Origin of the sequence: Rhodoglobus vestalii (assembly GCF_006788895.1) — a bacterium.
GTDB classification, from domain to species: domain Bacteria; phylum Actinomycetota; class Actinomycetes; order Actinomycetales; family Microbacteriaceae; genus Rhodoglobus; species Rhodoglobus vestalii.
In genome coordinates, this window is sequence record NZ_VFRA01000001.1 from 2289298 (window position 1) to 2302215 (window position 12918).

Below are 12918 nucleotides of genomic sequence, written 5' to 3' on the forward strand. Positions count from 1 at the left end.
CCCGTGTCCACGAACCGGGGGCAGGGCCACCGTTTGTGCACGCAGCAAGAAATTGGGATGACACGATATGAGCGCAGCACCTAACATCGGGCACGACCTTCCGCAGGGTGCGCGGGTAGCATCAACCTTTCAGGTTGTGGAACCCCATGCGTTGAGTTGCGACGCAGTGCTCGACGTGATCGGTGGAGGCCCTGACGGACTCAGTGGCAGTGAGGCCACTGAGCGTCTGTCAATAGTTGGACTCAACCGGCTGCCGGAGCCGAAGAAGAAGCATCCACTACTGCGGTTTCTCACCCACTTCGCCGACATACTGATCTACATACTGCTCGCGGCGGCGGCAGTCAAGGCCGTTTTTGGTGACTGGCTCGACGCGGGGGTGATTCTTGCCGTCGCCGTCATCAACGCCCTCATCGGATTTTTGCAGGAAGGGAGGGCAGAGAAGGCAATGCAGGGCCTTCGCACCATGCTCTCTCTGCGAGCCCGGGTTCTGCGCGATGGCGTGTGGACTGACACCGATGCGCAGAGTCTCGTTCCTGGCGACGTGGTGCGGGTTAAGTCTGGTGACCGCGTACCGGCCGACCTGCGGTTGCTCAACGCGACAATGCTGCGGGTGGAGGAGTCTTCGCTCACCGGAGAATCAGTGCCCTCTGATAAACACCCGGAACCGGTCGCGCACGACGCCGGGATCGGTGACCGGCAGTGCATGCTCTACTCCGGAACTCTTGTCGCCGCAGGACTGGGCGTCGGAGTGGTTACCGCAACAGGGATAGCAACGGAACTCGGCCGCATCCAGACCATGATTGGCGAGGTGGAGACCCTCGATACCCCGCTGACCAGAAAGCTCAACGCATTCGGCAAGAGAATCTCTCTCATCATCCTTGGCGTTGCCGGAATGATGGCCCTTGTCGGGTGGATCCTGCACGGCCAGTCCGGCAATGAACTGTTTTCTGCAGTGATCAGTTTCGCGGTGGCGGCGATCCCAGAGGGGCTGCCCGCGCTTGTCACGATCACGCTTGCGATCGGTGTTCAGCGAATGGCCAAACGTAACGCCATCACGCGAAAACTTACTGCGGTGGAGACGCTCGGCTCTGTCACCACCATCTGCACTGACAAGACGGGGACGCTCACCCGCAACGAGATGACCGCCCGTACCGTCGTCACCGCCGACGCACAAGCTCAGGTCAGCGGCATCGGATACGCACCGACAGGTGACATCACCGTCAACGACGTACCAGTCAATCTCAGCGCGGATCAGGCGCTGCACGGACTTGTCGAGGTGATGGCGGTGTGCAACGACGCCTCACTCACGGAAAAAGACGGACACTGGCACATTGTCGGGGAGCCAACCGAGGGGTCCCTCCGTACCCTCGCTTCGAAGGCAGGCTTCGAGGCGCACGACTACGATCGTCTCGCGACGGTGCCGTTCGATTCGGTGAACAAGTTCATGGCGACCCTCGGCAGCACACCGACAGGCGCCGATGTGATCCTGGTCAAGGGAGCCCCTGATCGACTATTGGAACTCTGCACAACCCAACTCACCGCAGACGGCTCCACAGTGCCACTCGACACCGGATGGTGGGAGCAACAAGTGGACAGCCTCAGCGCGGAGGGGTTGCGTGTCCTTGCCGCTGCGCGCGGCGTACCCCAGGCCGATCAGCGCACCCTTCAGCCGGAGGATCTTAACGGACTCACTTTCTTGGGCATCGTGGGCATTGTCGACCCACCCCGGCCGGAGGCGGTCGCGGCGATCGCGGCGTGTCATAACGCCGGCATCAGGGTGAAGATGATCACGGGCGACCACGCCGGGACCGCCCGTGCGATCGCGCAGGAGATGGGCATCATTACGGACACGGATGCCCGCGTCGCCGTCGGTGCCGAACTTGAGTCGATGAGTCAGGACCAGCTTGCCAGCGTCGTCCGCGATATCGACGTGTACGCCCGCACAAGCCCAGAACACAAGCTCCGAATTGTGACGGCGTTACAGGCACACGCCGAGGTTGTCGCTATGACCGGCGATGGAGTGAATGACGCCCCTGCTCTCACCAGGGCCGACGTGGGGGTGGCGATGGGAATTAAGGGTACGGAGGCGAGCAAGGAGGCAGCGGCGATTGTGCTTGCTGACGATAACTTTGCGAGCATCGAGCGCGCAGTCAAGGAAGGCAGGCGAATCTACGACAATCTGCAAAAGTCGATCGTGTTTTTGCTACCCACGAGCTTCGCGCAGGCACTCGTCATTTTGATCGCGGTCCTCTTTGGCTTCACCCCACCGCTTCAGCCCACCCAGATCCTCTGGATAAATCTCATCACGGCGGTCACGCTCGCGCTCGCGCTCGCGTACGAACCGGCAGAGGGTGGGATCATGGACCGCCCGCCGCGCCAACCCGGGAGGTCTATACTTCCACGCGACCTCCTCGCTCGTGTCGTCCTGGTCTCCACTCTCATCAGTGGAGCCACGATCGCGGTCTACTTCTTCGAGCTCGCCAACTCCGCTAGCTTCGCACAGGCACAAACCAGCGCGGTCACGATGCTCGCTCTTGGTCAGCTCGCCTACCTGTTCAATGCCAGGTTTCTGCGCTCCACGAGTCTGCGTTTCACCGTGCTCACCGGCAACCGAATGGTGTGGATCTCCGTGGGCGCCCTGCTCCTGCTCCAGCTGCTATTCGTCTACACGCCAATAATGAACACCTGGTTTCATTCCACCCCGATCGGTCTGCGCGAGTGGGGCATTGTGCTTGGTTTATCGGCAGCCATATTCCTGCTTGTGGAGGTGGGGAAGACAGTTGAGCGCGCTGTCGCCCGACGCTCCCGATAGTCAACGTCAACCCTGTCGGTGCGGGCTCGAAGTCGTGACCGATAGGCTTCCGGAAGTTTTCGAACGAGAGCATAATAGCTCCAGAATCCTCCGCTCTTACTCGTACCGCAGAGATTCCACAGGGTCGGCGCGGGCAGCGCGTGCGGCGGGTAGGGTGCCGGCTAGGAAGGCGATTGCCATGACGACGAGGATGATCACGGCGACCGAGATCGGGTCGAAGGCGATCAGCGTGAGGCCCGGTAGGTCGGCCAGGATTGCGCCCGAGAGTAGCGAACTGATCGCGGTGCCCACGATCATTCCGATTCCGACACCGATCGCGCTGCCCAAGAAGCCGATGAATACAGCTTCGAGGCTGAACAGGCCGAACACTTTGCCGCTGCCCATACCCATGGCTTTCATGAGACCGATTTCGCGGGTGCGTTCCTGCACAGACATGAACAGGGTGTTCACAATTCCGAAGCTTGCAGCCAGCAGGGCGATTATGGCGAACGCATTTAACACGAGCACGATTGCGTCGATGATTGTTTTGAACGTGCCGAGCTGGTCGGCCACAGTCGTGCCTGTGAATCCGGCATCCGTGAGCCGATCCTTGAGCGCAGTGATCTCGGCATCCGTTGCTGCCGGGTCGAAGCGGATGCTCGCCTGGGCGTAACGCTCCTGCTGATCAGCCGGGATCCCAACGTTCTGGGTCTGATAAAGCTCATCGGTCAGCGCAGTATTCACAACAAGTCCGCCAGCACCGGGTGCAGCAATGCTCTCCTCGGCAACACCCACGATCGTGGCGTCAACAAAGTGTTGGGTGCGTTCAGCATCCGTGATCGCGATCGTGAGGGTCTCCCCCACAGCGGCATCTGCGTCAGCGAACCCGAGCGACTCCACATAAGAGCTGGGCACATTCAGTTCGAGGGCATCCGAATCTGCGGCCGGCGCTCCACCAGCGGCAAGCTGCACGGTCTGGCCGGCTACGAGTGCGCCGACAGAGCTCAGGTACTGCGTTCCGTTGCCGTACTGAATCCAGTCCGGGGAAATCGACTTTGTCGCCTCAACATCGAGCACACCCGCGATGGTGGCGAGCGCATCCAAATCGTCGGGAGTGAGGGCCACGACAGTGGAACCTGGACGGCTGAAGCCTCCGCTGACCACCGCATCAGGGTCATATTCGGCCGGCCCAGTGGCATCGCCGAACCCCGCATTTGCGTCCTGGGTCACCGAAACCGTCATCACATCTTCTGCGCCAATCGAGGTGACGGTGTCATCGATGTACCGATTGATGCCCGTACCGAGGCCGTTGGTGATGGTGAGAGTGAACGCACCAACGAAGATCGCGAGAATCGTCAGAATGGTGCGGGTCTTCGAACGGAACGTGTTCGACGCCGCAGAACCAATCAGGTCGAGGGTTTTCATGCGGCCACCTCCGTGGTGTCGTTCACGAGCAGGCCGTCGCGAATGTAGAGACGTCGGTCGCATCGTGCTGCCAGCTCCTCGTCGTGAGTGACCACGATCAAAGTGATGCCGTTATCGCGGTTGAGATCGAACAGGATGTCTTCGACGACTGCGCCGGTGGTGGTGTCGAGATTTCCGGTGGGCTCATCAGCGAAGATGATGCGTGGGTTGTTGACCAGCGCGCGCGCGATCACAGAGCGCTGCTTTTGACCACCAGACAGGTTGAGGGCCTTACTTGACGCCTTGTCGGCCATTTCGAGTTCCTCAAGAGCGGCAAGGGCTCGCTGCTTGCGCTCGCTGCGCCGGATTCCCGCAATTTTCATCGGCAACATCACGTTTTCGAGAACGGATGCGTTTGCGGTGAGGAAGAACTGTTGGAATACGAACCCGAAAGTCTTGTTGCGTGCGCGGTTGAGGTTCGTGCCCTTCAGCGTGCTTGTGTCCACGCCTTCAAGCTCAACGTTTCCCGATGTTGGGGCATCAAGGAGCGCGAGAATGTGCATCAGGGTTGATTTGCCCGACCCGCTCTTGCCGATGATGGCGATGCTTTCGCCCTCAAAGATGTCGAAACTCACCCCCTTGAGTGCATCGAATCGGTTCGGGCCTCGGCCGTAAGACTTGTGTACATCCGTGACTCGGATGATCGGGGTATCCATACCATCAAGTATCGCGCTCTGACGCGGCAACGGAATCAGCTCAGGGGAGACACCTGCCTACTGCGAGCGGTGTACGTTTCTGGCCGACCGGCCGCTGCTGCTACTCTCCACTTGCGCTGCGGTGTCGCACCGTCTCAAAATCACTACCGGATCGACCCTGCATTCGGCGGTGGATGGAGCCCGCCATCCGGGTTGCTTGTCTTTTGGCTAGATCTGCCGTTTCGCCGATGAAATGTGAATCAATCGTTGCGATCCACAGCGCCAGCCAACGGTCAAAGTGATCGCGAGTGAGAGGGTGACGCTTGTGAAGCGCATAGTGGATCTGGAGCGCGTTGCGATGGTAGAGATTCGCATTGAAGAGAACGGTTTCCCAAAAGTCGCACATGATCGGCAAATGATGGTCGAGGTCCATCTTGGCGACCTGGGTGAAGATGGGCCCGATTAGTGGATCAGAAAATGCCTCCGTGTAGAACTCTCTCACGAGTGTCTCAATGTCATCCCTGTTGGCCAAATCATGGCGCATGCTGACACCCTACCCAGATAAACAAGAAAGTAGTCCCGCTAAAGCTTCAGCTTGGCTTTACGTTTTTGCTCTGCGGCCCGTTCGAGGCGCTCAACGCGCAGGAGATCGACGAGCAGTGCAGCAATAGGGATGACCGAGGCGATGCCCAGCCACTCTTGGGTGGCACCGGTGGTGACGTAGATCACGTTTAATGCCACAGCCCAAACGACTCCGCCGATGAGCCACAGCAGTCGCCACCATGGTGTCGTGAGCTGGCGGATGCGGTTCTTTACCGCCGACGGCGGTGTGGATGGCGTCGCTGGTTCGGTTTCTGCCGCGGGCGTGGTTTCGTCCATGCGCCAACTCTACGGGCACCAGACAGGTGATTAACCGCATACCTGTGGCTGCCCGAAACCTACTGGTAACACCCGTAGGGCACGTTTTACGCGCCCGAAACATAACTGTGCGCCTCACGAAACGCTGAGACGGGATGCTGTGTCGTGCGGGTTGGTGGGAGTGGAATAATCCGGCACTCACTGAAATCCGCCACAGCACTAGGTGTGCACCAGGCGCACAAAGCGAAAGAGGTCGAGATGGACACAGTGGTTTGGGTACTCATGAGCACCGCAATGGTTCTGCTTATGACCCCCGGTTTGGCGTTCTTTTACGGTGGACTCGTCAAAGAGAAGTCAGTGGTCAGCATGATGATGATGAGCTTCGGAGCGCTCGGCCTTGTTGCCGTTCTCTGGATCCTCATTGGCGCGAACATGAGCTCGATCGACGGTTCAGTCTGGTCATTCTCCGGCAACCCGTTCAGTAACTTCGGTCAGGAGGGCGTTGCAGGCTCCGACCTTTTGGTTGTTGCCTTCGGCGGAACCTTCGCGATCATCACTACAGCACTAATCTCGGGTGCAATCGCAGATCGCGCTCGCTTCGGACCCTGGATGATCTTCACCGGCATCTGGGCAACGCTCGTATACTTTCCGGTCGCCGCCTGGGTCTGGGGCGGTGGATGGATCCAGAATCTTGGTGAGATCTTAGGTGGACTTCCCGAAGTGATTGACTACGCCGGTGGTACCGCAGTTCACATTAACGCGGGTGCGGCTGCTCTCGGTCTCGCGCTGGTTCTTGGCAAGCGGGTTGGCTTCAACAAGAACATTACCCAGCCACACAACGTTCCGCTGGTTTTGATCGGTGCAGCACTGCTCTGGTTCGGCTGGTTTGGTTTCAACGCTGGAGCCGCGAGCGACCCCGATGAGGCCGGCCTGATCGTGTTCAACACTCTCGCCGCACCTGCCGCAGCAATCCTCGGTTGGATCATCGTTGAGAAGCTTCGCACCGGAAAAGCCACTGCAGTGGGCGCCGTGTCGGGTGTTGTTGCTGGACTCGTTGCCATCACCCCAGCATGTGCAAACCTGACGCCAGGGTGGGCTCTGCTGCTCGGTCTGATCGCCGGTGCTGTGTGTGCTCTGGCAATCGAGCTCAAGTTCAACCTGGGCTTCGATGACTCGCTCGATGTTGTGGGCCTCCACCTCGTCGCTGGCATCATCGGTACGCTCTACCTCGGCTTCTTCGCGACCGGCACCGGCCTGTTCGTCGGTGGAGATGCGGGCCAGTTGGCAGTTCAGACGATCAGTGTTCTCGCGGTAGCAACCTTCTCTTTCGCGATGTCGTGGTTAATCGGAACCGCCATTCAGAAGACCATCGGATTCCGCGTTACTTCTGACGAAGAAATCGCCGGTATCGATCTCGCCGTCCACGGTGAGTCGGGCTATGCAATGCAGGCGCGGGGAACCGTACCGGCTGAGTAGAGCCCACAACCTCGGGAGGGGCACAACTGTTATCGCGGTTGTGTTCCTCTTTTGGCGTGCGGCTACGGCGTTTCGCGCGAGTGTACGGAGTGTGGTGTGATGCTACGGCTGCAGCCGCATCCGCTCCCATTCACCTGACGCCGCGCGCATAAACCGCACCCGGTCGTGCAGGCGTGAGCTGCGGCCCTGCCAAAACTCAATTGTGTGTGGCTCAACAACGAAGCCGCCCCAGTCATCTGGGCGCGGCACGTCACGTCCGTCGAACTCGTGCTCAAGTTCAGTTACGCGCTGTTCGAGCAGAGCCCGGGATGCGATGGGCTGCGATTGTTCGCTGGCGTGCGCCGCGATCTGACTGCCTCGCGGTCGCGTGGCGAAGTACTGGTCAGACAGGGCTGCGGCAACGGGCTGAGCGCTACCCCGCACGAGCACTTGCCGGTGGATTGAATACCAGGGGAACACCAGCGCCGCCGCGGGGTTCGCGATCAGCGCCCGACCTTTGATTGAGCTGTAGTTCGTGAAGAACTCGAATCCGGTCTCATCGATGGCGCGTAACAGTACGGTGCGGCTGCTGGGGGAGCCGTCGACATCCACTGTGGATAGCACCATTGCGTTGGGCTCGTAGACGGAAGCGTCGCTGGCGTTTGCCAGCCACAGCCGGAACTGTGCGATTGGATCATCGAGCACGTCAGAGTCGCCCAGCGGCAGTTGGCCGTAGTCGGTGTGTTGGCTCAGTGGGTCTGACACAGGGTGTCCTCTCGCGGGTTCGGTGGGTTTCGCGGGTTCGGCGGGGTTGCCCCCCCCCGAACCACTTCTAGTTTTCGTCGTCGATCAGTGCCGTGTCTTTATCGGGGATGCCGTCTTGGTTCATGTCCGCGTTGCGGGCCCGGCGTGAATCCCAGCGGAGGCTGATCGCCGCGAGGATCGCTGCGAGGGCGGTGCCGATGAGGATGCCGATCTTGGCCCCGGTGGTATGCACACTGTCGGGGAACGAGAGCTCTGAGATGAGGAGGGAGACGGTGAAGCCTATCCCGGTGAGGAAACCAATGGGCAAAAGGTCACGAATTCCGATTGCGTCAGCGAGACGGAACTTGGTCACCTTGGTGATCAGAGCGGTCGTGCCGAGCACGCCGATGATCTTTCCGAGTACCAAACCGACGACGATCGCTGGCACGACGGGCTGAACCAGAACAGCTCCGATGTTGTCGTCGCCGCCCAGCGAGACGCCTGCGGCGAGGAACGCAAAGATCGGCAGCGCGATGCCAGAGGAGGTGGGGCGAACTGCATCGTCGAAGACGTGGGTGCGAACCTCTTTTTCTCCGTGAACGAGTTTGGCCGGAACCGTGAATCCGAGCATCACACCCGCGATAGTGGCGTGCACTCCCGAGTCATGCATGAAGGCCCAGGCGACCAGCGCTAGGGGAATCAGGAGCCACCAGTAGGGCTTGCGTGAGCGAACAACAACACCAAACAGGGCAATCGCGATGAGTGAGAAGAGAAGTGACATCAGATCAATGCTGTCGGTATTGAAAAGGGCGATGATGGTCGCAAGAAGGTCGTCGACGACGGCCATGGTGAGGAGGAAGGTGCGTAGTGCGCGTGGCAGTCCGCGGCCGAAGATCGCGAGGACTGCCAGAGCAAATGCGATGTCGGTTGCCACCGGAATTGCCCACCCGTGCAATGCTGACGAGTCGCCAAGTGTGAGCACAATGATCACGAAGAGTAGCGCGGGGAAGAGCATCCCGCCGATCGCAGCGAAAACGGGAACGGCGGCTCCGCGTGGCTTGCGCAGGCTGCCGGCAACCAGTTCGTGCTTGAGTTCAACACCTACGACGAAGAAGAAGATCGCCAGTAGGCCGTCAGCAGCCCACGTGGCCAGCGGAAGATCGAGGTGCAGGGCCTCAGGGCCTACGACTGTTTCAGCGAGAGCTGCATAACCTTCACGCCAGGGCGAGTTTGCCCAGATGAGAGCGAGCACTGCGGCAAGCATGAGCAGGACGCCGCTGGTGGTCTCCATGACGACCCACCGGCGAAGTCGCTTACGGGAGCCCGGTTCCTTAGTGGATATTGTCACTGAATTCCAGACATTGAGTTTCGTCAGTGGGGGTCACCGACGCAATCGCCGACTAGACTTCCCGGCACTCCCCTCACAATTCTACCGTGTGGTAGTTGGGCAATGGCACGAATACGCACCCTGACTGCTGGCTCCACTGCGCATGAGAGTTGTCTCACAATCCCCGCTAACGGTTGATGCGAGCCGCTGAGTACGGAATCGTGGGGTGTTCAATTCGCTGAACTTGGAAGGACGAACATATGCTCACCCTCACCGAAACAGCCACCACGGTCGTTAAGACGATTGTTGATCAAGATCCCAACACTGAAGCGTCGGGTCTCCGCATCAACGGAGAGCCTGGTGCCCCCAACCTCACCGTTGCCGTTGTTGCAGAGCCAGAGGCTGGCGACTCCGTAATTGAGGCCGAAGGCGCTCGCGTTTTTCTTGAAGAGAACGCAGCGATCGCCCTCAGCGACAAGACTCTCGATGCACAGGTCGGCGAGAATGGCGCAGTGAACTTCGCCGTACTCGACAAGACCTAGTCAGGCATAACCCAATTGGTTAGACGGGCTCGTCGGCGCACGGTCGGCCGAGTTCTTTGACTAGTAGCGGGCGAGAGCGTCAGCATTTCGAGCATGAGCTGACGCTCTGCCTGCGCTACCCGCGTGCGTGTACTCGCGCTAGCACCGCCCGCCCGCGATCACCCAGCGTGCGCTCGAGCGCATCTTCGGGCCACGAGGCTAGGGCGCTCAGTTCTTCGTTTGTTCGCGGTTTTGGTAGATGTCGGGCACTCCGTCGCCGTCCGCATCGACGGAGTCGCGTTCGCTGATCTTGCGGTACTGTCGGTTTCTGGCGGTGAGCACTACCGCGGCGAGTGCTGCCGCGAGTACCGAAGCGGTAAGGACCGCGACTTTGGCGTGGTCATGTGCGGGGCTCTCTGGAACAAAGGAAAGCTCCGCAATGAGCAGCGACACGGTGAAGCCGATGCCGGCCAGGAGTCCAACCCCCGCAAGGTCAACCCATTTCAGGGAAGGATCGAGGCGCACATGCGCGATCCGGGTAACCAACCACGTTGCCGCTGTAATGCCGATCGGTTTGCCGAGCACTAGAGCGGCGATGATCGCGATCGTCAGCGGGTCGGTGAGCGCGCCGACGAACCCATCGATACCGCCGATTGCGACGCCGGCGGAGAAGAAAGCGAACACCGGTACGGCGAAGCCCGCAGAGAGCGGCCGGAAGCGGTGCTCAAACTGCTCAGCGAGACCCGGCCCGGCACTCGACCCGCGATCGCGGTGCAGAACTGGAACTGTGAAGGCGAGCAGCACACCGGCGATTGTCGCGTGAATGCCCGAGGCGTGCATAAACCCCCACGCGACCGCCCCGATCGGCAGCAGGATCAGCCAGGCCGCCCCGGGTTTAATCCCGAAGAAGCCTCGGTAACGCTGGGCGATGAGACCGTAGATGCCAATCGTCAGCAACGCGAAAGCAAGTGGCACAGGGTCGATGGCGTCCGTGTAGAACATCGCGATGATGCCGATCGCGAGGAGGTCATCGACGACCGCGAGCGTAAGCAGAAAGATGCGCAGTGAGGAGGGCAGGTGTGAACCGATCAGCGCGAGCACGGCCACCGCGAACGCGATGTCGGTTGCGGTCGGGATCGCCCATCCGTTCCTCAACTCCGGGTTCTGCGAGACGATCGCCAGATAGATCAGCGCCGGAACAGCTAAACCACCGACAGCGGCGGCGATGGGGACGATCGCAGTGCTGAAGCGGCGAAGATCACCGGCAACAAGCTCGCGCTTGAGTTCGAGGCCGACGAGGAAGAAGACGATCGCCAGCAATCCATCCGCAGCCCACGCACCTAGGCTCAGGTTCAGATGCCACGGCTCGTAGCCGATTCGGAAGTCGCGCAACGCGAAGTAGGTTTCCGACCAGGGTGAGTTCGCCCATACCAACCCGACCGCGGCCATCGCGACAAGAAGTGCACCGCCAACGGTCTCCTTGCGCAGAACCGAGCCGATTCGAAGGGCCTCGGCGTAGCTCCCCGGGGCAGGAAACAGCCCTACTACTCTGCGGAGTCGTGGCGGTTTCGGCGCGGGCTGGGTCATTGATGGGCTCCTAGGGCGTGTCTCCTAATGCCTTAGCCCAGATGATTATGGCCCGGAGGACAACCCCGCCGCGGTAGGTGAGGGCGAGTTTGTCGTAGCGGGTGGCGATGCCACGCCACTGCTTGAAGACCTCGAAACACCGCTCAATGACGTTGCGGCGTTTGTAGGACACCTTGTCAAAAGTGGGAGGGCGACCTCCGGCTTGGCCACGTCGTTTCCGATTGGCGACTTGGTCCGATCGTTCCGGGATCACGGCATGAATGCCACGATCCCGGAGCATTTTCCGATTAGCTTTGGACGAATACGCTTTGTCACCCATCGCTCGATCCGGCGTCGTGCGAGGCCGACCCCCGCCGAGCCGAGGCACTCGCAGGCTCCCCAAGACTTCGGGGAACATCGGTGAGTCACCGCCCTGCCCCGGTCCCAGCAGAATCACCAACGGTCGAAGATTCGCGTCACACAACGCGTGAATCTTCGTCGTCAATCCGCCGCGTGACCGGCCAATTGCGTGGTCAGCAGGCTCAGTGAGCAGATTCGTGTAGTTCTGAAGTTCCCCCTGTGGTGCGCGGAAGATTGGTGCCGTGCTGGTGGGCGCGGTTGACCGTGGAGTCCACGGACACCTCCCAATCAATCAACCCAGCAGCGTCAGCCTGCGAAAGCAGCCGGGTCATAATGGCGTCCCACGTACCGTCGCCACTGAAACGCCGGTGACGTTTCCAGACGGTCTGCCACGGACCAAAAGATTCCGGCAAATCCCGCCAGGGAATCCCCGCCCGATACCGATAAATGATGCCTTCCAGAATGCGGCGGTGGTCTTGGAACGGACGACCCGGGCAATTCTTCGAGGACGGCATCAACGGCTCAAGGCGAGCCCACTCACTGTCAGACAACACGGCAGCACGAGACATGGATTAAGTCTGTCAGACAGGCCCGGCAGCATTAGGAGACACGCCCTAGTTGTCTGACTGTAGAGGGACCGCCGAGGTATCCCGGATAATTGGCGGTCAGGCGCGACTCGCTTGCATTCAGAGCCCTGCGAAGGCTTTGGACCATCGTCGATGGTATTCGCGCTGGGAGATTTCGCCTCTCTCTACCTGCCGTTCAGCCTCCTGAAGTCGGTAGACGGTGGTGTGTAGTTGGTCGAAAGTGATTTCGTCGTCGAGGTTCGGGCTGATCAGGGACTTCCAGGCTGACGAGGTTGCGAGCCGGCTATTGATGGGTGCGGCTACCTGTACCAGCGCGATCCATGCCAGGAGGAGGAGGACGGCGGGGCCGATGCTGGCGGTGAGGAGGGAGACTTCGATCAGGGTGACGACGATCGAGGCTGTTCCGAGGGTGCTGACGGCTGAGATCGGCAGCCAGATGCGGGCGAGGTGGGCGCAGCGTCGGAGTTTCCGGGGGGTGTCGGGCGGATAGATGTGGACGTACAGGGATTGGTTTCCGTATCGTCCGGTGCTGGAGGAGGAGTAGCCCCATTGGTATCGTCCCTCGAGTGACCATCGGAGCCATCTGCGTAGGGTGGTCGAGTTCATAACC

General features: G+C 60.4%; 12 protein-coding genes. 3 read left to right on the top strand and 9 right to left on the bottom strand.

Features of this window, described 5'->3' with window-relative positions:
• Positions 1-67: 67 nt before the first annotated feature.
• On the top strand, positions 68-2812 hold the full coding sequence (locus FB472_RS11295) for a cation-translocating P-type ATPase (protein WP_141990971.1): 2745 nt from the start codon (positions 68-70) through the stop codon (positions 2810-2812).
• A 96-nt stretch (positions 2813-2908) separates the two neighbouring features.
• Here FB472_RS11295 and FB472_RS11300 read toward each other — a convergent pair whose 3' ends face one another.
• From FB472_RS11300 to FB472_RS11315, 4 genes are all read right to left on the bottom strand, one after another.
• Entirely contained in the window at positions 2909-4216 is a 1308-nt protein-coding gene (locus FB472_RS11300; protein WP_141990972.1) for an ABC transporter permease, read from the bottom strand.
• A complete protein-coding gene (locus FB472_RS11305) occupies positions 4213-4911 on the bottom strand; it encodes an ABC transporter ATP-binding protein (protein ID WP_141990973.1) in 699 nt (232 codons plus the stop codon). Before FB472_RS11305 ends, FB472_RS11300 begins: the two co-directional genes overlap by 4 nt.
• Before the next feature lie 100 nt (positions 4912-5011).
• On the bottom strand, positions 5012-5434 hold the full coding sequence (locus FB472_RS11310) for a group III truncated hemoglobin (RefSeq protein WP_141990974.1): 423 nt from the start codon (positions 5432-5434) through the stop codon (positions 5012-5014).
• A 38-nt stretch (positions 5435-5472) separates the two neighbouring features.
• Positions 5473-5769, bottom strand: coding sequence for a hypothetical protein (locus FB472_RS11315; RefSeq protein ID WP_141990975.1), 297 nt, complete (start codon positions 5767-5769; stop codon positions 5473-5475).
• A gap of 237 nt (positions 5770-6006) precedes the next feature.
• Here FB472_RS11315 and FB472_RS11320 point away from each other — a divergent pair, with 237 nt between their 5' ends.
• Positions 6007-7224 carry an ammonium transporter gene (locus tag FB472_RS11320; protein WP_141990976.1) on the top strand — a complete coding sequence of 406 codons (1218 nt, stop codon included), beginning with the start codon at positions 6007-6009 and terminating at the stop codon, positions 7222-7224.
• Positions 7225-7326: 102 nt separating this feature from the next.
• Here FB472_RS11320 and pdxH read toward each other — a convergent pair whose 3' ends face one another.
• On the bottom strand, positions 7327-7968 hold the full coding sequence (pdxH, locus tag FB472_RS11325) for a pyridoxamine 5'-phosphate oxidase (RefSeq protein WP_141990977.1): 642 nt from the start codon (positions 7966-7968) through the stop codon (positions 7327-7329).
• Positions 7969-8035: 67 nt separating this feature from the next.
• Positions 8036-9295 (bottom strand): Na+/H+ antiporter NhaA, encoded by a 1260-nt coding sequence (nhaA, locus tag FB472_RS11330; RefSeq protein WP_246078193.1) that lies wholly within the window; start codon positions 9293-9295, stop codon positions 8036-8038.
• A gap of 239 nt (positions 9296-9534) precedes the next feature.
• Between nhaA (FB472_RS11330) and FB472_RS11335 the strand changes: the two genes are divergently transcribed.
• Entirely contained in the window at positions 9535-9816 is a 282-nt protein-coding gene (locus FB472_RS11335; protein ID WP_141990978.1) for an iron-sulfur cluster assembly accessory protein, read from the top strand.
• A 207-nt stretch (positions 9817-10023) separates the two neighbouring features.
• Here FB472_RS11335 and nhaA (FB472_RS11340) read toward each other — a convergent pair whose 3' ends face one another.
• The 3 genes from nhaA (FB472_RS11340) to FB472_RS11350 all read right to left on the bottom strand — a co-directional run bounded on the left by nhaA (FB472_RS11340) (position 10024) and on the right by FB472_RS11350 (position 12914).
• Entirely contained in the window at positions 10024-11382 is a 1359-nt protein-coding gene (gene nhaA, locus FB472_RS11340) for a Na+/H+ antiporter NhaA (protein ID WP_141990979.1), read from the bottom strand.
• Between the two features lie 10 nt (positions 11383-11392).
• A protein-coding gene (locus FB472_RS11345) for an IS5 family transposase (RefSeq protein WP_141990566.1) occupies positions 11393-12290 on the bottom strand; the annotation gives its coding sequence in 2 pieces (ribosomal slippage) (positions 11393-11926 and positions 11928-12290; 897 coding nt in all).
• 117 nt (positions 12291-12407) lie between these two features.
• The gene (locus FB472_RS11350; protein ID WP_141990980.1) at positions 12408-12914 is read right to left on the bottom strand and encodes a DUF6611 family protein; all 507 of its coding nucleotides are present in this window, start codon (positions 12912-12914) and stop codon (positions 12408-12410) included.
• Positions 12915-12918: the final 4 nt, after the last annotated feature.

What these genes read in the sequence shown, in the direction of transcription:
- FB472_RS11295 (WP_141990971.1), top strand. Translation starts at nt 68, where the DNA reads ATGAGCGCAGCACCTAACATCGGGCACGACCTTCCGCAGGGTGCGCGG.
- FB472_RS11300 (WP_141990972.1), bottom strand. Translation starts at nt 4,216, where the DNA reads ATGAAAACCCTCGACCTGATTGGTTCTGCGGCGTCGAACACGTTCCGT.
- FB472_RS11305 (WP_141990973.1), bottom strand. Translation starts at nt 4,911, where the DNA reads ATGGATACCCCGATCATCCGAGTCACGGATGTACACAAGTCTTACGGC.
- FB472_RS11310 (WP_141990974.1), bottom strand. Translation starts at nt 5,434, where the DNA reads ATGCGCCATGATTTGGCCAACAGGGATGACATTGAGACACTCGTGAGA.
- FB472_RS11315 (WP_141990975.1), bottom strand. Translation starts at nt 5,769, where the DNA reads ATGGACGAAACCACGCCCGCGGCAGAAACCGAACCAGCGACGCCATCC.
- FB472_RS11320 (WP_141990976.1), top strand. Translation starts at nt 6,007, where the DNA reads ATGGACACAGTGGTTTGGGTACTCATGAGCACCGCAATGGTTCTGCTT.
- FB472_RS11335 (WP_141990978.1), top strand. Translation starts at nt 9,535, where the DNA reads ATGCTCACCCTCACCGAAACAGCCACCACGGTCGTTAAGACGATTGTT.
- nhaA (WP_141990979.1), bottom strand. Translation starts at nt 11,382, where the DNA reads ATGACCCAGCCCGCGCCGAAACCGCCACGACTCCGCAGAGTAGTAGGG.
- FB472_RS11350 (WP_141990980.1), bottom strand. Translation starts at nt 12,914, where the DNA reads ATGAACTCGACCACCCTACGCAGATGGCTCCGATGGTCACTCGAGGGA.